Source organism: Pontibacter beigongshangensis, assembly GCF_014332515.1.
GTDB classification, from domain to species: Bacteria; Bacteroidota; Bacteroidia; order Cytophagales; family Hymenobacteraceae; genus Pontibacter; species Pontibacter beigongshangensis.
Genome location: NZ_VFSD01000002.1, coordinates 68,202 through 88,098, shown reverse-complemented (window position 1 = coordinate 88,098; position 19,897 = coordinate 68,202). Strand labels below are relative to the sequence as shown.

Annotated in this window: 19 protein-coding genes and 1 pseudogene; 11 read left to right on the top strand and 9 right to left on the bottom strand. The window is 50.9% G+C overall.

What is annotated here, in order from left to right; translation table 11 throughout:
- Nucleotides 1-3 precede the first annotated feature (3 nt).
- From FJM74_RS02515 to prfB, 4 genes are all read left to right on the top strand, one after another.
- The gene (locus FJM74_RS02515) at nucleotides 4-726 is read left to right on the top strand and encodes an ABC transporter ATP-binding protein (protein WP_194349937.1); all 723 of its coding nucleotides are present in this window, start codon (nucleotides 4-6) and stop codon (nucleotides 724-726) included.
- Nucleotides 727-729: 3 nt separating this feature from the next.
- A complete protein-coding gene (locus tag FJM74_RS02510) occupies nucleotides 730-1,278 on the top strand; it encodes a cob(I)yrinic acid a,c-diamide adenosyltransferase (RefSeq protein WP_187260989.1) in 549 nt (182 codons plus the stop codon).
- A gap of 555 nt (nucleotides 1,279-1,833) precedes the next feature.
- Nucleotides 1,834-2,907, top strand: a complete 1,074-nt coding sequence (locus FJM74_RS02505) for a branched-chain amino acid aminotransferase (RefSeq protein WP_187260988.1) — start codon at nucleotides 1,834-1,836, stop codon at nucleotides 2,905-2,907.
- Nucleotides 2,908-3,000: 93 nt separating this feature from the next.
- A protein-coding gene (gene prfB / locus FJM74_RS02500) for a peptide chain release factor 2 (RefSeq protein WP_187260987.1) occupies nucleotides 3,001-4,078 on the top strand; the annotation gives its coding sequence in 2 pieces (ribosomal slippage) (nucleotides 3,001-3,060 and nucleotides 3,062-4,078; 1,077 coding nt in all).
- Between the two features lie 60 nt (nucleotides 4,079-4,138).
- Here prfB and FJM74_RS02495 read toward each other — a convergent pair.
- Together FJM74_RS02495 and FJM74_RS02490 are read right to left on the bottom strand one after the other, a co-directional pair.
- A complete protein-coding gene (locus FJM74_RS02495; protein WP_187260986.1) occupies nucleotides 4,139-4,582 on the bottom strand; it encodes a hypothetical protein in 444 nt (147 codons plus the stop codon).
- Nucleotides 4,583-4,592: 10 nt separating this feature from the next.
- Entirely contained in the window at nucleotides 4,593-5,159 is a 567-nt protein-coding gene (locus FJM74_RS02490) for a hypothetical protein (protein WP_187260985.1), read from the bottom strand.
- Between the two features lie 180 nt (nucleotides 5,160-5,339).
- Between FJM74_RS02490 and FJM74_RS02485 the strand changes: the two are divergent.
- Together FJM74_RS02485 and FJM74_RS02480 are read left to right on the top strand one after the other, a co-directional pair.
- A pseudogene (locus tag FJM74_RS02485) lies at nucleotides 5,340-5,615 on the top strand (peptide chain release factor-like protein); the annotation flags it as partial.
- Nucleotides 5,616-5,916: 301 nt separating this feature from the next.
- Nucleotides 5,917-6,504, top strand: a complete 588-nt coding sequence (locus FJM74_RS02480) for a ribonuclease HII (protein WP_187260984.1) — start codon at nucleotides 5,917-5,919, stop codon at nucleotides 6,502-6,504.
- A 26-nt stretch (nucleotides 6,505-6,530) separates the two neighbouring features.
- Here the strand turns inward: FJM74_RS02480 and FJM74_RS02475 are convergent, their stop codons facing one another.
- Together FJM74_RS02475 and FJM74_RS02470 are read right to left on the bottom strand one after the other, a co-directional pair.
- Complete coding sequence (locus FJM74_RS02475) at nucleotides 6,531-6,968, bottom strand: response regulator (protein WP_187260983.1); 438 nt, start codon at nucleotides 6,966-6,968, stop codon at nucleotides 6,531-6,533.
- Between the two features lie 45 nt (nucleotides 6,969-7,013).
- Nucleotides 7,014-8,483, bottom strand: a complete 1,470-nt coding sequence (locus FJM74_RS02470; protein WP_187260982.1) for a sensor histidine kinase — start codon at nucleotides 8,481-8,483, stop codon at nucleotides 7,014-7,016.
- Between the two features lie 21 nt (nucleotides 8,484-8,504).
- Between FJM74_RS02470 and FJM74_RS02465 the strand changes: the two genes are divergently transcribed.
- The 3 genes from FJM74_RS02465 to FJM74_RS02455 all read left to right on the top strand — a co-directional run bounded on the left by FJM74_RS02465 (nucleotide 8,505) and on the right by FJM74_RS02455 (nucleotide 10,830).
- Complete coding sequence (locus tag FJM74_RS02465; RefSeq protein ID WP_187260981.1) at nucleotides 8,505-8,693, top strand: hypothetical protein; 189 nt, start codon at nucleotides 8,505-8,507, stop codon at nucleotides 8,691-8,693.
- Nucleotides 8,694-8,933: 240 nt separating this feature from the next.
- Nucleotides 8,934-10,022, top strand: a complete 1,089-nt coding sequence (gcvT, locus tag FJM74_RS02460) for a glycine cleavage system aminomethyltransferase GcvT (RefSeq protein ID WP_187260980.1) — start codon at nucleotides 8,934-8,936, stop codon at nucleotides 10,020-10,022.
- Between the two features lie 82 nt (nucleotides 10,023-10,104).
- Nucleotides 10,105-10,830: a 2-phosphosulfolactate phosphatase gene (locus FJM74_RS02455; protein ID WP_187260979.1), complete on the top strand. Its 726-nt coding sequence runs from the start codon at nucleotides 10,105-10,107 to the stop codon at nucleotides 10,828-10,830.
- Between the two features lie 336 nt (nucleotides 10,831-11,166).
- On the opposite strand, the gene FJM74_RS02450 is transcribed toward FJM74_RS02455, so the two are convergent.
- The 4 genes from FJM74_RS02450 to FJM74_RS02435 all read right to left on the bottom strand — a co-directional run bounded on the left by FJM74_RS02450 (nucleotide 11,167) and on the right by FJM74_RS02435 (nucleotide 14,383).
- Nucleotides 11,167-11,499 (bottom strand): nucleotide pyrophosphohydrolase, encoded by a 333-nt coding sequence (locus tag FJM74_RS02450; protein WP_187260978.1) that lies wholly within the window; start codon nucleotides 11,497-11,499, stop codon nucleotides 11,167-11,169.
- 12 nt (nucleotides 11,500-11,511) lie between these two features.
- Nucleotides 11,512-12,426 (bottom strand): hypothetical protein, encoded by a 915-nt coding sequence (locus tag FJM74_RS02445; RefSeq protein WP_187260977.1) that lies wholly within the window; start codon nucleotides 12,424-12,426, stop codon nucleotides 11,512-11,514.
- A gap of 69 nt (nucleotides 12,427-12,495) precedes the next feature.
- Nucleotides 12,496-12,948, bottom strand: coding sequence for a D-aminoacyl-tRNA deacylase (dtd, locus tag FJM74_RS02440; RefSeq protein WP_187260976.1), 453 nt, complete (start codon nucleotides 12,946-12,948; stop codon nucleotides 12,496-12,498).
- A gap of 790 nt (nucleotides 12,949-13,738) precedes the next feature.
- Nucleotides 13,739-14,383, bottom strand: a complete 645-nt coding sequence (locus tag FJM74_RS02435) for a hypothetical protein (RefSeq protein ID WP_187260975.1) — start codon at nucleotides 14,381-14,383, stop codon at nucleotides 13,739-13,741.
- 158 nt (nucleotides 14,384-14,541) lie between these two features.
- On the opposite strand from FJM74_RS02435, the gene FJM74_RS02430 reads away from it, so the two are divergent.
- Nucleotides 14,542-15,426 carry an ATP-grasp domain-containing protein gene (locus tag FJM74_RS02430; RefSeq protein WP_241738911.1) on the top strand — a complete coding sequence of 295 codons (885 nt, stop codon included), beginning with the start codon at nucleotides 14,542-14,544 and terminating at the stop codon, nucleotides 15,424-15,426.
- 12 nt (nucleotides 15,427-15,438) lie between these two features.
- Here FJM74_RS02430 and FJM74_RS02425 read toward each other — a convergent pair whose 3' ends face one another.
- Nucleotides 15,439-16,323, bottom strand: a complete 885-nt coding sequence (locus tag FJM74_RS02425) for a universal stress protein (protein WP_187260974.1) — start codon at nucleotides 16,321-16,323, stop codon at nucleotides 15,439-15,441.
- A 592-nt stretch (nucleotides 16,324-16,915) separates the two neighbouring features.
- Between FJM74_RS02425 and FJM74_RS02420 the strand changes: the two genes are divergently transcribed.
- Nucleotides 16,916-19,624, top strand: coding sequence for a hypothetical protein (locus FJM74_RS02420; protein ID WP_187260973.1), 2,709 nt, complete (start codon nucleotides 16,916-16,918; stop codon nucleotides 19,622-19,624).
- Nucleotides 19,625-19,897: the final 273 nt, after the last annotated feature.

The window sequence follows — 19,897 nt, the reverse complement described above, 5'->3', positions numbered from 1 at the left end:
GGTATGAGCACCATCATCGAAACCCACAATATTTCCCGCATGTACCGCATGGGCAGCGAAACCATCCATGCCCTGAAATCGGTGACCATCACGATCGAAAGAGGCGAGTATGTCGCTTTTATGGGGCCTTCCGGTTCTGGCAAGTCCACGCTCATGAACATTATCGGTTGCCTGGATACGCCAACAGGCGGGCAGTACATCCTCAACGGCAAAGATGTGAGCAACATGACCGACAACGAGCTGGCGGAGGTGCGGAACAAGGAGATCGGGTTCGTGTTTCAGACCTTTAACCTGCTGCCACGCCAGTCGTCGCTGGAGAATGTGGCGCTGCCGCTGATCTATGCCGGCTACGGGAAATCGGCCAGGGAAGAAAAAGCGCAGCGGGTGCTGGAGAGTGTGGGGCTGGGCAACCGGGGCAGGCACAAGCCAAACGAGCTTTCGGGGGGGCAGCGGCAGCGGGTGGCCATAGCCCGGGCGCTTATAAACGACCCCAGCATTATCCTGGCCGATGAGCCTACCGGTAACCTCGATACCAAAACTTCTTACGAGATTATGGAGCTGTTCGAGAACCTGCATGCCAAAGGCAACACCATTATTATGGTAACGCACGAAGAAGACATTGCCAAGTACGCCCACCGCATTGTGCGCCTCCGCGACGGACTGGTAGAGTCAGACACCTTAAACGATAACATTACGTCTTTTGCCAAGGCCAGGGCGCAATTGTAACAGATGAAGATATACACCAAAACAGGCGATAAAGGAACCACCTCACTTATAGGAGGAACCCGTGTAGCCAAGTCGCACCTGCGCATCGAGTGCTACGGCACCGTAGATGAGCTGAACTCCTACATCGGGCTGGTGCGCGACCAGGCGGTAAACGCTGGCCGGGCCGATGTACTGAAAGAGATACAGGACAGGCTTTTTACCATGGGTGCCTCGCTGGCCTCTGACCCGGATAAGTCGAAGATGAAGACCCCGGACCTGCTGGAGGAGGATGTGCAGCTGCTGGAGCGGGAGATTGACGCCATGATGGCCGAGGTGCCGCCGCTGCGGGCCTTTGTGCTGCCAGGCGGGCACCAGTCGGTTTCGTTTTGCCATGTGGCCCGCTGTGTGTGCCGCCGCGCCGAGCGCCTGGCGATACGGCTGCAGGAAGAAGCCTTTGTGGAGCAGCTGGTGATTATTTACTTAAATCGCCTATCAGACTACCTCTTCGCCCTTTGCCGCAAAATGACGTATGAGTTGCAGGCAGAGGAAGTGGAGTGGAAGCCACGGGTTTGATTTTGAATGAGTGAATGAGTTAATGAATGGATGAGATAATGGGTTTTTGCTTGAATGGAATGTTACATGTGAATAGTTGAAGAAGCATGATAGGTTTTATTACCTACCTGTACTTTTACTACATCCAATCAAGCATTAAACAATTTAGTTATTCAACCTAAAACAAATTATTCCAATCAAAAAGGACCTTGGGAGCGAAAAGAGGCTGCTGCTGCACCTGCTGCGTGAGGGATGGAGCGGTTGTCTGAGCTCCTTTTGTGAGGCACGAGCAAAAGAGCGAGCCGCGAGAGCCCGACGGCTTGCCGGCGCGCCCTGTTTCTGATCGCGGTAATAGTTGCCTTCCTGATGCTGAAAAATGGGCTTAAACTTATGCTTACTTAAAAAATAAGAAGCTGCACCATTTTAATTATTAGCTTGTGCATTGTTAATTGCTAAAAAATAGTTTTTTTGCTGTTCTTTCTTGCTGTGAGCAATGGTTTGGAGGCTATAAGTAATTAGGCCTCAGAAAGAATTAGTTTTTTCGTTAATTTTGAGTGGATACTTAAAAGTGTTGTTATGTCAGTTGATTCATTAACTATACCAGTACAGAGAGCGGAAAAATCGCGCGTGGCTGAACTGGACTACGATAACCTGGTGTTCGGGAAAAATTTCTCTGACCACATGTTCGTAGTTGATTACAAAGACGGGGAGTGGCAAAACCCTCAGATTGTGCCTTATGGCAATTTATCGGTGAGCCCGGCTACCTCGGCGCTGCATTATGGCCAGGCCATTTTTGAGGGCATGAAAGCCTACCGCGATGAGAACGGCGATATCCTGTTGTTCAGACCGCTGGACAACTTTAAGCGCCTGAATGCCTCCGCGGAACGCCTGTGCATGGCAGAGCTTCCGGAAGAACTCTTTATGCAGGGGCTGGAGCAACTGCTGCGCCTGGATGTGAACTGGATTCCGGCCAAAGCGGGCAGCTCGCTGTACATCCGGCCGTTTATGTTCGCCACCGATGAGTTTATTGGGGTTAGGCCGTCGCTGACGTACAAATTTGTGATTATCACAGGCCCTGTGGGTGCCTACTACGATATGCCGGTTAAGGTGGCGGTGGAGCCAACCTACGTTCGCTCTGCCGAAGGTGGCGCAGGCTATGCCAAAGCGGCCGGTAATTATGCTACAGCCCTGTTGCCTACCAAAAAGATGCAGGAGAAAGGCTATCACCAGCTTATCTGGACAGATGCCAAAGAGCATAAATACATTGAGGAGTCCGGCACCATGAACGTGATGTTTGTGGTAGATGATGTGCTGATTACCCCTAGCCTGAGCACCAGCATTCTGCACGGCGTAACACGCAGCAGCGTGCTGCAGGTTGCGCGCGACCTGGGCTATAAGGTAGAAGAGCGAAAAGTATCGGTTGTGGAGATCATAGAAGCGCACAAAGCCGGAAAGCTGCAGGAAGCCTTCGGTACCGGCACGGCCGCCATTATCTCGCAGATTGCCCTAATCGCGCACGAGGGGCAGGAGTATGAGCTGCCGCCTGTGGAGAGCCGCAAGATTTCGCAGACCATTGGTGCTGCCTTAGATAAGATAAGATCTGGCAAAGCTCCTGATCCGCACAACTGGGTGCACAAGATCAGCCTTTGACAGAAAATTAGTATAGCGAGTGCTGAAGCGTGAGCCATGTGGTTGATGCTTCAGCACTTTCGTTTTTAACGATATTTAACAAATAGAAAAGCCATGACCACAGAGCATGTAAAAGATTTAAAAGGCCGTGTAGAGGCCTTGAGGAGGTACCTTTGACTACGATAACAAGTTACAACAGGTAGAGGAAACAGAGCACCAGACCACAGCCCCTGATTTCTGGAACGACCCCAAGGCGGCTGAAAAGGTGCTGAAAGAGATCAAAAGCATTAAAGTCTGGACAGACCATTATGCGGAAGTGGAAAAAGCCCTTTCGGATTTTGAGGTGCTGTTCGATTTCTACAAAGAAGGCGACGTATCGGAGGAGGACATAAAGGAGGAGTTTAAAAAGACCGTGGAGGCGGTAGAGGGGCTGGAGTTTAAGCGCATGCTGAGCGGCGAAGAAGACCAGCTGAGCGCTGTGTTGGAGATCAACCCGGGCGCAGGTGGCACCGAGAGCCAGGACTGGGCCGAAATGCTCATGCGCATGTACATTATGTGGGCCGAGTCGCATAACTTTAGTGTGAAGCAGCTCAACTACCACCCGGGCGATGGCGCTGGCATTAAATCGGCCACGCTGGAAATTACCGGCGACTTCGCCTATGGCTACCTCAAATCTGAGATCGGGGTACACCGCCTGGTGCGTATCTCTCCCTTCGACTCCGGTGGCAGGCGCCACACCTCGTTTGCCTCGGTGTTCGCTTACCCGGTGGTAGACGACACGATCAATATCGAGATCAACATGAGCGACATCGACTGGGATACGTTTCGGTCGGGTGGTGCCGGTGGCCAGAACGTAAACAAAGTGGAGACGGCGGTGCGCCTGAAGCACAAACCTACCGGCATCGTGATTGAGTGCCAGATAGAACGCTCACAGCTCATGAACAAGGAGCACGCCATCCGCATGCTCCGCTCGCGGCTCTACCAGATCGAGATCGAGAAACGAAACGAGGAGCGGGACCGGGTGGAAAGCACCAAAAAACGCATCGATTTCGGTTCGCAGATCCGTAACTACGTGCTGCACCCTTACAAGTTGATTAAAGATGTACGCACAGGCGTAGAGCGTACTGATGTGCAAAACGTACTCGATGGCGACCTGGACGATTATATTAAGGCGTACCTGATGGAGGCTTAGGCTTCGCTTAATTAGAAATTAAAAATTAGAAATGGGATCGGACAAACCTCGCAGCGTCTTTCAGACCTGCATGCCCCTGCTGTTTATATAATCAATTGGTCCCATTACCATATTCCTGGTTTCATTGTAAATAAACAACTTAGCACCAGAAGATAACCTCAGTTTGCTGAAAATTAAATTGATGGAGAAAGCACCTTCAGATTTAATCTTCATTTTCCAAATTTTGCCATGTTCAGCCTCATACCATTTCCCATCTTTCAGACTTATATCTACATCAAAACTCTTTCCAAACTGAAACGGGATTTCGGGGGTGCTTTTTAAGCTGCTTTCCTTTAGCTTGCTAAAATTAAAATCTGGTAACAGGAACTCCGGGTAATCAGAGGCTGAAGGATACTTCCCGTTTATTCCTATCAGTTTGCCTTCTTCGACATACTCAATCTTTATTTGAGCGTGAGTAAAATGGATGGCGCATAAGCCAATAATCAGCAGGTAGATTTTTTTCATAATGATTCAGTTATTTAACCTCAAAATCTATCCTGAACGTTTTGTTCAGGTTTTTATACTTGGCAAAAACAATTTCCTGTTCAAACTCTACATAATAATTTCCTGCTGGCAAGTGGTCGCGGTTGTGGTACTCAATCATCCAATTATCAAACATATATGTTCTGTCCCAATTGCCCAACCAGGTCATTCTAATGCTCATCTCGCCATTGGCCGGGATGGATCGGCCTAATCTGAAGTCTCTGTACATTTTGGAAGTATGAGGCGTACCTACCTTCATAACACCTCCATTAAGCATCTCCGCATTGGGGCTCACCTTCCTGAACACTGTAAACAAATCCGGGTAGTTGAACTCACTACGGCTGAAGTACCAGCTGACCCCTTCGTCAGTACGGTTAACGAGCGCATAGTCAAAGAGTATGTCCTCACCCACGCTGAATGAGGTTGTTTCCTGTCCGGATTCGTTTACTAACCTAAACACCGCTTCCACAGGCGGAGCCGGGCTGCTATCTTTCTCATCGGGTGTGCACCCAAACCCCATCGTCAATATTATTCCGATAAAAATGACTAATTGCTTCATAGTAGTTTGTTAATTTTGAGTGTCTGTATACTATACAGACCCAACTAAGTATGTAAGCGTTGCATCTAAGAAATAATAAATTAAAATATATAATAATTAAATCAAACTATATTATGTTTTATTGTAAAAAAATTGAACGGTTGGTTGTTAAATCACATAGAGCATCCTGCTTCTATACACCAGATTGAACGCTCGCAGCTCATGAACAAGGAACACGCTCTGCGCATGCTCCGCTCGCGGCTTTACCAGATCGAGATAGAGAAGCGCAACGAGGAGCGTGACCGGGTGGAGAGCACCAAAAAGCGCATCGACTTCGGTTCGCAGATCCGAAACTACGTGCTGCACCCGTACAAGCTGATTAAAGATGTGCGAACCGGCGTAGAGCGCACTGATGTGCAAAACGTGCTCGATGGCGACCTCGACGATTACATTAAGGCTTATTTGATGGAAGCGTAGGCTTCGCCAAATTAAAAATTAGAAATGAAGTAAAGCAAACCTCGCAGCGTCTTTCAGACCTGCGAGCGTTTTTAACCGGAGCAACTGCAAAACTTTTGCCATTACCCTTGACTCAAAAAGCTGCTTTTTTCTTTTGGAGGCCTTTTTAATTGGAATAATTGCTGATTGTTGAATGGCTCAATTGTTAAATTGTTAAATGGTTGGATTGTTAAACGGTTTTAGTAAGAGTAAACAGAGGTTTACATTTTAAACACATTCTTCACTCACTCACTCATTCAATCAAAATTCACATCCTTACCCCATGCTCCTCTCCACCTACAGCAATTTACCTCTGGAAGCCGGCATAGACGAAGCGGGCCGTGGCTGCCTGGCTGGCCCGGTAGTGGCGGCTGCCGTTATTTTGCCTCCGGATTACAAACACAACCTGCTCACCGACTCCAAGCTGCTAAAAAGAAACCAGCGCGACCAGCTGCGCCCACAGATTATGCAGGATGCAGTGGCCTGGGCAGTAGGAGAGGCGCTGCCAGCCGAAATAGACGCCATCAATATTTTGCAGGCCACTTTTCTGGCCATGCACCGGGCTGTGGAGCAGCTGCAGCAGCAACCCGAGTTTTTGTTGATAGACGGAAACCGGTTTAAGCCTTACAACAACATTCCGCATGCCTGCATTGTAAAAGGCGACAGCAAATATCTGTCTATTGCGGCTGCTTCGGTGCTGGCAAAGACGCACCGCGATGAGCTGATGGAGAAGTTGAGTGAAGAATTTAAGAGCTATGGCTGGGAACAGAACGCAGGATACCCTACCCGCAAACACCGGCTGGCGATACAGGAACATGGAGCTTGTGTGCACCACCGGCAGTCGTTTACCTTACTGCCGCCAGTGCTATAGCATTACATTAAAGTGCAGGGGAAGTCTTAATTAAGCTTAACCAGATCCAGGAAAAGGCTGAAGCTGTCGAGGGAGGAGTGGCTTTTGTTAAAGCTGTCGAAGGTGAGCGGTTTTACGATGTAGCCGGCCACGTTCAGTCTTTGTGCCTCAAAGCGGTCCGATTCCTCGTTTGAGGTCGTCATGATAAACACGGGGATATGGCTGAACTCAGGCTCGCGGCGCAACTCAGCTAAAAACTCCAGGCCGTTCATTTTCGGCATGTTGATATCGAGTAAGATAACACTTGGCGCCGGCGATATTCTGGCCTCACCCTCGCCACCACGCAGCATATTGAGTGCCTCCTTGCCATTGCGGGCAACATGAATCGGGTGGTTTACATTTATCTTCTTTAACTCCCGCTCAACATTCATAATATCCAGGTAGTCATCTTCTACTAACAGGATATTGACTTTTTTATCGCTCATAATGTGTTGTTCTTGCTACAAAATTAGTAAATTAATATCAGACACTCAGATATTTTTAGGCCAAGTAAAGCTAAAAGTAGCGCCCTGTCCGGGGTTTGAGTCCACCCAGATGGTGCCACCCTGCCGCTCCACGATCTTTTTCACAATGGCCAGCCCCACACCAGTGCTCTCAACAGCATCGCGTTCCTGCAGTGTCTGAAAAATAATAAATATACGGTCGTGGTATTCCGGGTCTATGCCCGGACCGTCGTCCGATACTGAGAAAACGTGGAAGTGTGCCTCTTCGTGATGCGACACCTTAACATTTCCGGATTTTTTATGATGGTACTTAATGGCATTGCTGATCAGGTTAGCGAACACCTGCTGCAACTGTACACGTACAGTATACACTTCCGGCAGGTTATCCTGCACCTCTATCCTGAAGCCCTGTGGCGGCGACACCATGTCTACCACCTCCACCAGCAGCTGGTTTACATCCACCTCTTCCTCTATCTGCGAGGTGCGCCCGATCCGTGCCAGGGCCAGTATGCCGTTTATCAGGTTCTCCATGCGGTGCACCCGCACCCGCATCATCATGAGGTACTCCTGCACATGGGGCGGCACATCTTTGCCCATGTCTTCTTCTACCCAACGCGAGGCTACCTCTATGCCCCGGAGGGGGGCCTTCAGGTCGTGCGATACCACATAGGCAAACTGGTCGAGCTCCTTGTTCTTGCGGTCAAGCTCACCAAAGGTCTCGTCGATGGTAGACGACATGCGGTTGAGGGAGCGCGAAAGCTGGCTGAGCTCATCCTGCGAGGTGTCCACGATCTGCGTTTTAAACTCTCCGCGTGAAATCTTGTCGGCCAGGGTCACCATCTTCACGATCCGGTTGGTAATGATGCGGGTAATGTAATACGCCCAGCTCAGGCCCATAATGACCGATACGATGGTCAGGATGACCGATACCTGGCGGGTATTCTCGATACTGGCGCTCAGCCTGTCGGCCCGGGTTTGCCTTAGTTTATACTCGTAAGAGTTGAAGTCGCCGAAAACAGTCCTGATACTGTCCATCAGAATTTTTTCTGCCAGTATCAGGCTGTCGACAGACAGGTCATACCTGCTGATCTCGGTATTAACCGTGTCGGCACGTCTTAGTTCTATAAGTGGCTCGGCGTAGTTGTTCTGCCAGCGCTGCTGCATGTCAATAATGTGGTTTACCCGCTCGCCCTGCTCCGGAGAGTGCACCGAGTAGCTTTTAATCTCTTTAAAGAAGGCCGGAAGGTTTTCTTTGGCCTTGAGGTAGGGCTCCAGGAAAGTCTGGTTGCTGTTGAGAAGGTAACCCCGCAGGCCGGCCTCCATGTCGATGATGTTGCGTTGCAGCGATGCCGAGCTGCGCACAGCCACCTGCGACCGCGATACCCAGCCCATGTTCTCCACCACGTCTTCGGTTAGCCTGAAGTTGACGATGGCCACTGCCGTAAACAGCACCGAGATCAATACAAATCCGGTGAAAAGCTTTACTGATAATTTCATTTAATGATACCTTAGCAATACATGACAGAAGAAGGAAATGGAGCCTGGGCTCAGGACCATGTAAAGCCAATAGAACTATGCCTGATTTCCTTTAAAGGAAAAACATTGGGAGGTAAGAAGCAAGCAGATGGAAAAAACAAATTGTTTTGCGCAGCATCGGGCACAGACGACTTCTTTAAAAGTGGTATCATAGAAAAGGAAAAGGGCTAAAAGGAATGGGGTTATACGAAAGTTGGCCTGGAGGGTTAGCTGCTTTTTGCCTCTACAAGCGTGCTGATAGCCTGAAGCAAACAGCACTTTAACCAGCAGCAGCGGCAGCAGCTACTCCGGAGGGCCTTTTTGATTAGAATAATTCAGATGGCTGCTGTTGTTGCCGCAGCCCGGAAAGCAAAATTTCAGATACGGTTTTATTTAGTTATTTTTGCAGGTAATCATCTTATAAAATTAGTTATGGAGCTGAAAAAAATTGCCCTGAACGACGTGCATGTGGCCTTAGGCGCCAAGATGGTGCCTTTTGCCGGTTACAACATGCCGGTGCGCTATACCTCCGACATAGAGGAACACAACACGGTCAGAAACGCCGTCGGCATTTTTGATGTGTCGCATATGGGAGAGTTTATGGTGAGGGGAGATGGCGCACTGGAGCTTATTCAGCGGACCACCTCTAACGACGCCTCTAAGCTAACCGACGGTAAAGTGCAATATTCCTGCTTCCCGAACGACGAAGGCGGCATCGTGGACGACCTGCTGGTTTACCGCTTCAGCGAGCAGGAGTACATGCTTGTGGTAAATGCCTCCAATATTGATAAGGACTGGGAATGGCTCACCAGCCACAACACCGAGGGAGCCGAACTGGAAAACATATCGGACCAGCTCTCGCTGTTTGCGGTGCAGGGCCCCAAAGCGGCAGAAACGCTGCAGGCGCTCACTTCTGTGGACCTGGCCAGCATGGCGTATTATACCTTTGTGAAAGGTGAGTTTGCCGGCCTGCAAGACGTCCTTATCTCAGCTACGGGATATACAGGAGCAGGCGGTTTTGAGATTTATGTAAAAAATGAGGATGCCCGCCAGGTGTTCGACGCCATGATGGAGGCCGGCAAGGCCTTCGGCATTAAGCCCATCGGCCTGGGTGCCCGCGACACGCTGCGCCTCGAAATGGGCTTCTGCCTCTATGGCAACGACATAAACGACGCTACCTCGCCGCTGGAGGCAGGTCTGGGCTGGATCATGAAATTCGACAAAGAGTTCACCAACTCCGAGAACCTGAAGGCGCAAAAGGCAGAAGGCGTGCGCCGCAAACTGGTAGGCTTCGAAATGCTCGACAAAGCCATTCCGAGAGCGCATTACGAACTGGTAGACGCAACCGGGGCCACCATAGGCGAAGTAACTTCCGGCACCATGTCGCCCACGCTGGGCAAGGGCATAGGCCTGGGCTATGTAAAGCAGGAAATGAGCAAGCCCGGCACCGAACTCTATGTGCGGGTTCGAAACAAAGACATGAAGGCACAGGTCGTGAAGCTGCCTTTCGTAAAGAAATAAATTTTTAGCGTACAGGTATAGGCCCCGGCTAGCTCCTGTGGCTTTGCAGGCAGAGGTCTCTTATCTGTTTAAATATAAGTATATGCCATCTATTGATGTTTGTTTCAGCCCGGAGCTGATTCATTTGTTTGACCTGAAGGGGAAAGCTGTTGTGGCCGTAGACATATTGCGGGCTTCTTCTACCATGGTGACGGCCTTTGCACATGGGGCGGCCAACATTATACCGGTAACTCAGTTGGAGGAGTGCCGAAACTTTGGACAGAAAGGCTGCATGACGGCTGCGGAGCGCGACGGCATTAAAGCCGAAGGCTTCGATTTTGGCAACTCGCCCTTCAGCTATATGATTCCGGAGGTAAAGGGCAGCACCATAGCCATTACCACCACCAATGGTACCCGCGCCATTCGCTTATCGGAGGCAGCAGAAGAAATTATTATCGGCGCGTTCCTGAACCTGGAGGCAGTAGTAAACCACCTGGCCGAGCTGCAGCTGGATGTGCTGGTGGTGTGCGCCGGTTGGAAAGGCATGTTTAACCTCGAAGACTCGCTGTATGCGGGCGCGGTGGCCGAGCAGCTGCTGCAGCGGCAGTTTACATCCGCCAGCGATGCCACCCTGGGAGCCCTGCACTTGTACGAGAACGCCAAAGCCGACCTGTACCAGTACCTGCAGGCTTCTTCGCACGTGCAGCGCATGCAGCGCCTGGAGATAACAAAAGACATTCACTTCTGCCTGCAGCACAACAAATACGACGTGCTGCCGGTGTGGCAAAACGACAGACTGGTAAATTTAAAAGCAGAAACTTACGCTTAGGGAAACACCACTGTATGTAATTGAAAAGCGGCTGCCTGCGCTAGGCGGCCGCTTTTTGCGTTTCAGGACGCTCCTCATTTCCTGAATTATTCCAATGAATTTGCCCCTCCGGATGCTTTGCTGCTCCTGCACTTGTTAGATGTTGGATGCCAGCTTCCAGATGTTAGATTTTTTTCGTTTGAATCCAGATCTCAGGCAGCAAAGTGGTAAGAGTTATGAGTTGATATATTAAAAGCTTGCTTGAGGTTTATTTCTGAATTTTCTCATCTCCAGATCTCCAAATTGAAGAATCACCAAATTGAAAAATTTGCACATTAACCCATTCACACATTAAAACTACTCCCCCTGCAGCTTCTCGTTTTGCTTGTGGCGGGTACTGTCGCGGGAGGTTTTCTTTTCGAGGTTCTTTTGGAGGGCTTCGGTAAGGTCGATGCCGGTTTGGTTGGCCAGGCAGATGAGCACGAACAGGACATCGGCCAGCTCGTCGGAGAGTTGCCTGCCTTTGTCGCTTTCTTTAAAAGACTGCTCCCCGTACTGGCGGCTGATGATGCGGGCCACTTCGCCTACCTCTTCCGTCAGGATGGCCATGTTGGTGAGCTCGTTGAAATATCTGACGCCGTTTTCCTTTATCCAGTTGTCTACCAGTTGCTGTGCTTCGTTTAGTGTCATGTTTGGCTTGCGTTATTTGCCAAATTTAACAACAAAATCAACGTAAGGCATACCAATGGGGATAAGATCCATCAGGTCGCGGTTGTTGAGGAAGGCCAGGTCCACGGTAATTTTCTCGCTCATAAACCGGACGCCATACGATACAATACCATAATAATTATCGACCGGCATGAGCCAGTTTTCCGTTACCAGCCCAACCCGGCGGCTTATCCGGGTCATGCCGCTCAGTGTAAGTATGGGTTTCCGGGCAAAACTGCCGTCTACGTAGCCATAGCCCACGCCAAGTGTGCCGTTGGTATCGGTGGAGCCGTAGCTCACAATGCCATAGCCTACACCCAGGCCAGAGAAATCAATATTGTCGCCGGCTACATTTAAGTAAAGAGCCCCCACGCCAGCCCGCACTTTTTCACTTATCGGAAAGGTGGCTTTCGGGCTGATAAAAAAAATGGGAGAGCCCGAAAACAGCGATATCGTTTCGAAGCCGCCTCCAATGGTTACTCTGTCGGAAAGGCCGTAGTTAAAGGAGTTGATCAGCAGGTAGGTGTTCTGGTAGTAAGCCTCGCCTTTTTTCAGGTTGAAGGCGGATGGGCCAAACAGGTAGCGGGTGCTGTTCGGATTCTCGAACCAGTAGGCACCATCCCTGAGCCTGGCCTCGTCTATAATTTTGGTGGTCTTGATCTGATCATGAGGAATTATGATCTCGCCCGCACTTTCTGTCAGGAGCCTGATGCCAGCCTCCTCCTGCCCCAGGTAATATCCCTGGAAAACAGAGCCGTCTTTAGTTTCGACGATCCAGCGCTGCTTCAGTACCGGCTGCTGCTGTTGTGTGGTATCGGTTTGGGCGGCGGCGGGGGCACTCCCAAGCTGGAGCAGGCACAGCAGTGCGGAGAGCAACAGCCCAAGGCGGGGTTTTGTTAAAGAAATCATAGGAGTAGCCAAAGAAAAGTAAATATATTGTATTTTTATTCCTGATTGCTATCCCGGATACTATTTCTCCTACTCCCTGCTTTTGGAGTCGATGGTGATGGTCACGGGCCCATCGTTGAGCAGCGATACTTTCATGTCGGCTCCGAACTCGCCGGTCTGCACCGGCTTGCCCAGCGCCTGCTCCAGCAGCTGCACAAACCTGTTGTAGAGCGGAATGGCAATGGCAGGCGGAGCGGCATTGGTATAGGAGGGGCGGTTTCCTTTCCGGGTGCTGGCAAAGAGCGTAAACTGGCTGATGGCCAGCACATCGCCCTGCACATCCTGCACGCTCAGGTTCATTTTGTCTTCGGCATCGTTAAAAATGCGGAGTTGTGCTACTTTGGCTGCTGTCCACTTCAGGTCTTCTTCGGTGTCTTCGGGCGTAAAGCCGGCCAGCAGCAGGAGCCCGTGCCCGATCTGCCCTTTAATTTCTTTCTCAATTTCTACAGAAGCCTGTGTTACCCGCTGAACGACAATACGCATTGGTTGAATTTTGAATGAGTGATGGAGAGAATGAGTGCATACGTTGACCTCACATTCCCCCTTGAAATTTTGCGGTAAAGGTACGGCTAAAATTTAGAATCAGGGAGTTGAACAGCAGGGGCGTAAAATTATAACATACCCATGCTTTTGCTGCTCGTTCTTGTTGTGGCTCAGGTGCAATTATTCTAACCCAAGTTGTGCGGTAGAGAGCCTTTCTGACTTTGTCCCTTTGTCCTCCTGAAAGGATCTTGTGGGCGAGAGCCTAAGGCAATGGCCACTGGCCTGGGGCTAAGTTAGCATAGCCACTTGTTAAGACTTTTTGGTAGAAGCAGCTTGTTTCATGGCCCGTGTCTTTGTTCTTTTTGTCTTGATACAAAAAGAACCAAAAAAATCAAGACGATTTTGCTTGTCGAGGGCCCCTACCCCCACTCGCTGAACGCTCAAACAAAAAATCGTCACTCTTTGCACCTGGCAACTGTATCTGACTTGTAGTTACCCGCCGCACCACATTATTTAGGGCTGCTACCGCACAACTTGAGTTATTCTAATAAAAAAGGCCCTCCGGAGCTCATCTTGTAGTGAAAAGCTGGTCGCTGGTACGATCAACAAACTCGCGCTAGCGCAAAATCCAGGAAATAGAAGCCTTGTTTTTCCCTACTAGATTGGCTCCGGAGGCATTTGCTGCTGCTCCTCCTCCAGACAGGATTTACTTGTCTAAAAGCAGATGCTCAGGAATGTTGTGAGCTGAAGATTTCCCACTCATTCACTCACTCATCCAGAGTTCAAAAAGCTAATCTATATACCCTTCGTACCTGATGCGGCTCACCTTGCCGTTTTTCAGGGCGAAGCGGATGGCGATGGGGGCCCCTTCTGTAGAGGTGGCCACGATTTCGGCGTTGGTCTGAAGAATGCGCACATCAAAGTTTTTGAGCTTGTTCATCAGTTCCGGCTGGCTCATGCCTACTTTCATGTTGTTGCGGAGCACGATGCCATTGCCCTGTATATCGGCCACCTGCAGCAGCAGATCGCCGGTTAGTGAAGGGGCATACAGCTCGATCATGGAACTGCCGAAACGGATAATATAAATCGTGTCGGTAATATCAGCTTTGTGGATATTGGGGATCGGCTCTGCCTCCAGCGTAAAATCGCTGTTGATGCGGGCAAAATAGGCATCGAGGGAGCGGCTCTGGTTGTAGTCGGCCAGAAACGGGTTTCCCAGGAAATCGATCTGCATAGCTGCTTTGGCCGGAGCTTTTCGGGTTTTCAGCGTGTCTGGTTTTGTTTCGGACCGAAGCTCTCTGAATTCCACTTTCGCCTTATCAGCCACGTCGGTGCTGCATGCCCCTGAAAATGAACTGAACAGAAACAACAGCAGGAACAGACGTGCAGAAGGCCTGTACGTGCAGCGGCTGCTGTTGAGAAGGAACTGGAACATGCTATTATTGCTGGAAATGGGGCGTGAGAGAATGCCATTAGTACATACGAGATTAGCCCCTCTAAAAGTTCTGGCCTGATATGATTTTGTGAGGAATTTATTACATTTAGTTTCTGTGGCGGCTACATTTAAATTGTGGCAGCAAATATCAGGTAAATATGGCAATACAACAAATAGCGCTGGTAACTTGTAAGAGCCTTGGCGTTTACACCACCTACGCCGACAGCAAGGACGAGCGGCTGCACCAGTTTCTGCAGGAGAAGGGCCTGCCGGTTTCGTTTCAGGTATGGGACGACGAAAATGTGGATTGGGAAGCATTTAGCGCCATTATCATCAAGTCGCCCTGGGATTACTTTGATAAAATAGCGGCTTTTTATGGCTGGCTCAACAAGCTGGAGCAACTGGGGCTGCCGGTGCTGAACCCTGTAAAAATTCTGCGCTGGAACGCCGATAAAATTTATTTCAAAGACCTGGAACGGCAGGGAGTGCAGGTGGTGCCTTCGTACTGGCTGGAGCAGGGGAGCCACTTTGAACCAAACACTGTTTTTGAACACCTGCAGACCAGTAAAATAATAGTGAAGCCGCGCGTAAGTGGGGGCGCCAAAAACACTTTTGCCATTGCCCGGGGAGAGGCAGAGGCACACACTTCCCGGATAAATGAGCTGTTGCAGGAGGAAGGGTTCTTGGCGCAGCCTTTCCTAAGCGAGATAGAAACCGAGGGGGAATGGTCGTTTCTGTTTTTGGGCGGAAAATTCAGCCATGCCGTGCTCAAAACAGCCAGGCCCGGCGATTTCAGGGTGCAGCATTACCTGGGCGGGTCGGTACATACGCCGCCGCCTCCTGCCAGCCTGCTGGCCACTGCACAAAGCATTTCCGACCGTTTTGCCGCCGGCTGCCTCTACGCCCGTGTAGACGGGGTGGCGCAGCACGGGCAGCTGGTGCTCATGGAGCTGGAGCTGATTGAGCCGTTTCTGTTTCTTTCTATGGCAGCAGGGGCTACAGAGCGGTACTATGAGGCGCTGCGGCAGCGGTTGGGGCTGTAGCTGCGCCTCTTGTTATTTTTCGACGTCGCTATAGAAGATCAGGAGCGGCACCTCTGCCGTTAGCACCAGTTTTTTAGCCAGGCTGGGGTGCAGGATGCTGTCGAGCAGGTTGCGCTCCCGGCTGGTGATGGCGATCAGGTTTACGTCTTCCTGCTGCACAAAATCCTGGAGTGTTTGTGCTACCCCGTCTCCTTCCAGCAGCACAAACTGAATGTTGTCTGCCGGTAGGTTTTCGCGAATCTTCTCCTGCAGGGCCAGCAGCTTTTCGCGGTCATGTTCCTGGTCGTCAGTTGAGATATGTACGCAATAAGCGCTGGCTCGGAATGGTTGCAGCAGCTGCAGCACCGCCTCTATGGCTGCTGCATCGGCCTTATCGAAGTCAGTGGCATACAGCACTTTCCTGATCGGCCCACCTCGGTACTCCTGCGGCACGGTAAGCAGGGGGGCGTTGAGTTCGCCCAGCACTTTGGTAGTGATGGTGCCGAACAAGGAGCGTGAAAGATCGGTGTGCCCTTTGGTGCCCATTATCACCAGCGATGGCTTGTAGCGTTTTGCCTGTGCCGGAATCTCATCTTCCGGAAACCCATTGATAAACGAACGCTCTGTTTTTATCTTCGTTCCGTGCAAATGTGCTTCTTCCGTGATGCGGCGATACAACGCTTCCAGTTGCTGCTGTGCCTCCGTCTGGTTTAGGTGCAGTACCTTCTCTGTAATAACCTCAGATGGCGTAAGGTCGGTGGCAGAAGGCAGCACAGGATCACTATCGGCCAGGTAGTCCTGGAAACAGTGCAGGAGCAACAGTTGTGCCTCAGGTGCGGCTGCTGCCAGCTTCAGGGCGTACTGGCAGGCGTTATCGGTGCTCTCAGAAAAATCTATCGGGAGTAGGATCTTAAACATGGGTAGCTGTTTGGTGGTGGGTTTTGTATACGAGAGTCTTTTCTTTAGGTGCTGATTGCTGAATGGCTGCATGGTTAAATTGTTAATCCTGAAGGTTTTTAAACTTTTACTCAGAGAGCAGCAGTAGCAGCAGCAGTGCATTTCGACGCCTGATGGCTCCCACACATTTTTCGTAGACACAAATATTTGGGCTCTCTTCAGCAGCAGCAGCAGAACCTCTGGAGGGGCTTTTTGATTAGAATAATCTAATTAATGTACTAATTTTTTAATGTGCTGATGTGCTAATTATACAATTGCTGAATGGTAAAATTGTTTAATTGTTAGAAAGCAGGACCATACCTTTCTGTCATCCTGAAGGGATCTTGTGGGCGAGAGGCATAGGCAATAGCTATTGGTGGTGTGGTGTACGTTAGCAGTGCGGCTTTTTTTGCAGTTGTAGTAATAGAAAGGTGTTTCATGGCCCATGTCTTATTAAAAAAAAATCTGGCGTTTAAAATTTACCGTCTCTCATCTAAAATCTTTCTTAAGGCTGCTATTCAACCTCAAGTTTTTATCTTTGCTCCACAATACTGTAGCCTGACTCCGCTTTCTTATGGCGAAACGATTTGTATTTTATTTCTTTGGATTTGTGCTGCTGGCATCGTTGGCCTATTATGGTTTTCATCGTTGGAAAGACGTGCAGTCGAAAGTGGATCTGTGGACGCTGGTGCCCGACCACGCGGCCTTTGTGCTGGAAACCAACAACCACACCGCCCTGGTGGAGCACCTGCAGGCAACGCAGCTCTGGGACAGCTATGCCCTGCTGCCGGTGGCCCACCGCCTCGAGGAGAACATTGCCTGGCTCGACAGCATCTCGCCCGGAACAGAGCGCCTGACCCGCTTTCTCGATAAAAAGGAGATCCTGACCTCGGTGCACGTGGTGGGGCGCTCGGAGCTGCAGTACGTTTTTTATGTGCCAGTAAACACCGTGGGCGAGCACCGTTTTCTGCGCACCCTCTCCGAGAATATAAACAGGAGCAGCGTTTTTCAGGAGGAGTCACGTGAGTACCAGGGCTATCAGATCACCGATATCCGGAACACGACCATTGGCAGCAGCTTCACTTTTTTCTCGTATCACAACAACATCATCCTGAGCCCGTCGCCGGTGCTGATAGAGGAGATTGTGCGCAGGATAAACCGTGGCAAGCCCACCTCCGTCGCCGCTGATTTTAAAAGTGTTAATTACCTCTCGCAGCCCGATGTGTATGCCAATGTGCTGGTCAATTACCGCACCTTGCCCGAGCTGCTGGCGCTGTTTGTGAGCCCGGACCTGATGCCGCAGGTGCGCTACCTGGCCAGCCTGTGCCGCAATGGCATGCTGGAGCTGAAACTGGAGCAGAACAAGATTTTCCTGAACGGGTTCTCCAACCCCGAAAACATGAAAGACTCCTTCCAGAACCGCCTGCAGCCGGACGTGCCCAAGCCGCTGCAGGTCAGAAAATTTCTGCCGAACCGTACGGCCGTGCTCTTTCATTTTGGGGCCGGGCAGGTGTCGCGGCTGCGGGAGCTGCCCCGGGCGGCGGGCACCGTGTACACCACCTCCCTCGATAGCCTGGCCTTCACTTTCACGCAGGAGCTGGCCCTTACCTTTCTGGAGTCGTACAACATCAACGCCAAACCCGAAAAGGTGGTATTTGCTCAATCTGCCAACCCCGCCCTTACGCTGGCGCTGCTCCGCAAGCTAAGCGACCAGGTAAACGCCGCCCGCAAACTTACCTCTCATACCGAAAAACATGGCAGCTACGCCATAGAGCAGCTCAACATACCGGAGTTGCCGGAGCAGCTCTTCGGTAAATTGTTCGGAGGCTTTGAGCAAAGCTATGTGGTGCAGCTGGAGAATTACCTGCTGTTTGCCGATGAGGTGAGCTCCATTAAAGGGGTTCTGGACGATATCGCCGCAGATAATGTATGGGGGAAATCTGTCGCTCAGAAGGCTTTCCTGGAAGAGACGCTGCAGGAGGCCAACTTCAGCCTGTTTATGAACACCGTGAACGCCTGGTACGTGATGAGCAAGTATGTGTCCGAAGATGCCCGCGACGCCCTGCTGCAGCAGGCCTCCCTGATCCGGCGCTTTAACCAGGTAAGCCTGCAGTTTGCCAAGGTAGAGAAGCAGTATTATACCAACGTGCTCTTCCGGAGAATGGAAAGCAACGAGCAGGGCGAAACCGGTTTCGAGGAGCTGGCGGTGGTGCCTTTCGAGACAGGCCTGGTATCGATGCCTTACCCGATCCAGAACGCAGGCGACAGAAGCCGTGAGGTGGTGGTGCTGGATTCGCTGAACAGGCTGCACCTGATCACGGCCAGCAGCGGCCGTGGCTGGACCGATTCGCTTGGCAGCGACATAAGGGGAGGCGTGCGGCAGATAGAGTTTGGCTCGGATAGAAAGATGCACTATGTGTTCGCCACCGCCAACCGCATCCATGTGCTCAACGGGCAGGGAAACCAGCTGGAGCATTTTCCTTTCAACGTAGGCGACTCGTTGCGCATCCAGCACCTGGCGGTGTTCGATTATGAAACCGACGGCAATTACCGCTTGCTCGTAGACGATAGCACGGGAAACCTGTATATGTTCGATATGCGCGGCAACGCCATAGAAGGCTGGCAGCCACGCCGCCTCGATTACAGGCTGGCAGCCACCCCGCAGCACCTGCGCATCGGGAGCCGCGACGTGATCCTGATTCTGCTGGAGAACGGCTACATCTACGCCCTGAACCGCAACGGCGATCCTTACCCTGGGTTTCCGTTCAGCCTGCGGGCTCCTATAACCTCTGCGCCCTTTGCCAGACCTGCCGGCGACCTGCGCAAGTCGGAGGTAACGGTGGTAACCCGCTATGGCGAGGTGGTGGTATTTAACCTGCAGGGGCAGGTGCGGAGCCGGGAGCAGCTGCTGCGGCCAACTAAGACAGCCATGTTTGAGCTGGTGCCCGATAACCGCGAAAAATCGTTTGTGATCGGGCGGCAGGACCAGGGGCGGGTAGCCTTTTTTGACCAGGATCTGAAGCAGCTCTTCGAAAAGCAGTTTGTTACCTCAGCTCCCAAGCACATACAGTATTTTCAGTTTGGCGGAGACCGCAAAATATACGCCATCACAGAAACAGGACCGCAGAAAACATACCTCTACGACCACAGGGCCAACCTGATTGGCGACAGAGCTTTATCGAGCCAGCATCCGGTCAGTATCTCTTTTAACGAGGCTACGGAGCGGTACACCCTGTTTAAAGTTTTCAGGCGGGAGCTTAAGAAGTTGAGCTTCAGGCTTTAGTATTTAAGATGCAGGGCGCAGGACCCGCTTCTACAGTTAAGAGTCAAAAGATGCAATGTGTTTTGGGGTTCCTCTTCAAATTCCTTCATCAACCATTCAACAATTTAACCATTCAGCGATTGCATAATTAGCACATCAGCACATTAAAAATGTGCCCATTAATCCGATTATTCGAATAAAAATGGCCCTCCGGAGCTTTTGCCGCTTCTCCTGCAATTTTTAGGGGATATTTGTTTAAGGACCATTTCTTGTAAGTTTGAATAATACTGACAA

Excerpts from the sequence above, each read along its gene's own strand:
- FJM74_RS02450 (WP_187260978.1), bottom strand. The coding sequence starts at position 11,499 with ATGACACTAAACGAAGCACAGCAACTGGTAGACAACTGGATAAAGGAA.
- dtd (WP_187260976.1), bottom strand. The coding sequence starts at position 12,948 with ATGCGTATTGTCGTTCAGCGGGTAACACAGGCTTCTGTAGAAATTGAG.
- FJM74_RS02425 (WP_187260974.1), bottom strand. The coding sequence starts at position 16,323 with ATGTTTAAGATCCTACTCCCGATAGATTTTTCTGAGAGCACCGATAAC.
- FJM74_RS02515 (WP_194349937.1), top strand. The coding sequence starts at position 4 with ATGAGCACCATCATCGAAACCCACAATATTTCCCGCATGTACCGCATG.
- FJM74_RS02510 (WP_187260989.1), top strand. The coding sequence starts at position 730 with ATGAAGATATACACCAAAACAGGCGATAAAGGAACCACCTCACTTATA.
- FJM74_RS02495 (WP_187260986.1), bottom strand. The coding sequence starts at position 4,582 with ATGAAAAAAATCTACCTGCTGATTATTGGCTTATGCGCCATCCATTTT.
- FJM74_RS02490 (WP_187260985.1), bottom strand. The coding sequence starts at position 5,159 with ATGAAGCAATTAGTCATTTTTATCGGAATAATATTGACGATGGGGTTT.
- FJM74_RS02435 (WP_187260975.1), bottom strand. The coding sequence starts at position 14,383 with ATGTTCCAGTTCCTTCTCAACAGCAGCCGCTGCACGTACAGGCCTTCT.
- FJM74_RS02445 (WP_187260977.1), bottom strand. The coding sequence starts at position 12,426 with ATGATTTCTTTAACAAAACCCCGCCTTGGGCTGTTGCTCTCCGCACTG.
- FJM74_RS02475 (WP_187260983.1), bottom strand. The coding sequence starts at position 6,968 with ATGAGCGATAAAAAAGTCAATATCCTGTTAGTAGAAGATGACTACCTG.
- FJM74_RS02465 (WP_187260981.1), top strand. The coding sequence starts at position 8,505 with ATGACAGAAGAAGGAAATGGAGCCTGGGCTCAGGACCATGTAAAGCCA.
- FJM74_RS02480 (WP_187260984.1), top strand. The coding sequence starts at position 5,917 with ATGCTCCTCTCCACCTACAGCAATTTACCTCTGGAAGCCGGCATAGAC.
- FJM74_RS02420 (WP_187260973.1), top strand. The coding sequence starts at position 16,916 with ATGGCGAAACGATTTGTATTTTATTTCTTTGGATTTGTGCTGCTGGCA.
- FJM74_RS02430 (WP_241738911.1), top strand. The coding sequence starts at position 14,542 with ATGGCAATACAACAAATAGCGCTGGTAACTTGTAAGAGCCTTGGCGTT.
- FJM74_RS02455 (WP_187260979.1), top strand. The coding sequence starts at position 10,105 with ATGCCATCTATTGATGTTTGTTTCAGCCCGGAGCTGATTCATTTGTTT.
- FJM74_RS02505 (WP_187260988.1), top strand. The coding sequence starts at position 1,834 with ATGTCAGTTGATTCATTAACTATACCAGTACAGAGAGCGGAAAAATCG.
- gcvT (WP_187260980.1), top strand. The coding sequence starts at position 8,934 with ATGGAGCTGAAAAAAATTGCCCTGAACGACGTGCATGTGGCCTTAGGC.
- FJM74_RS02470 (WP_187260982.1), bottom strand. The coding sequence starts at position 8,483 with ATGAAATTATCAGTAAAGCTTTTCACCGGATTTGTATTGATCTCGGTG.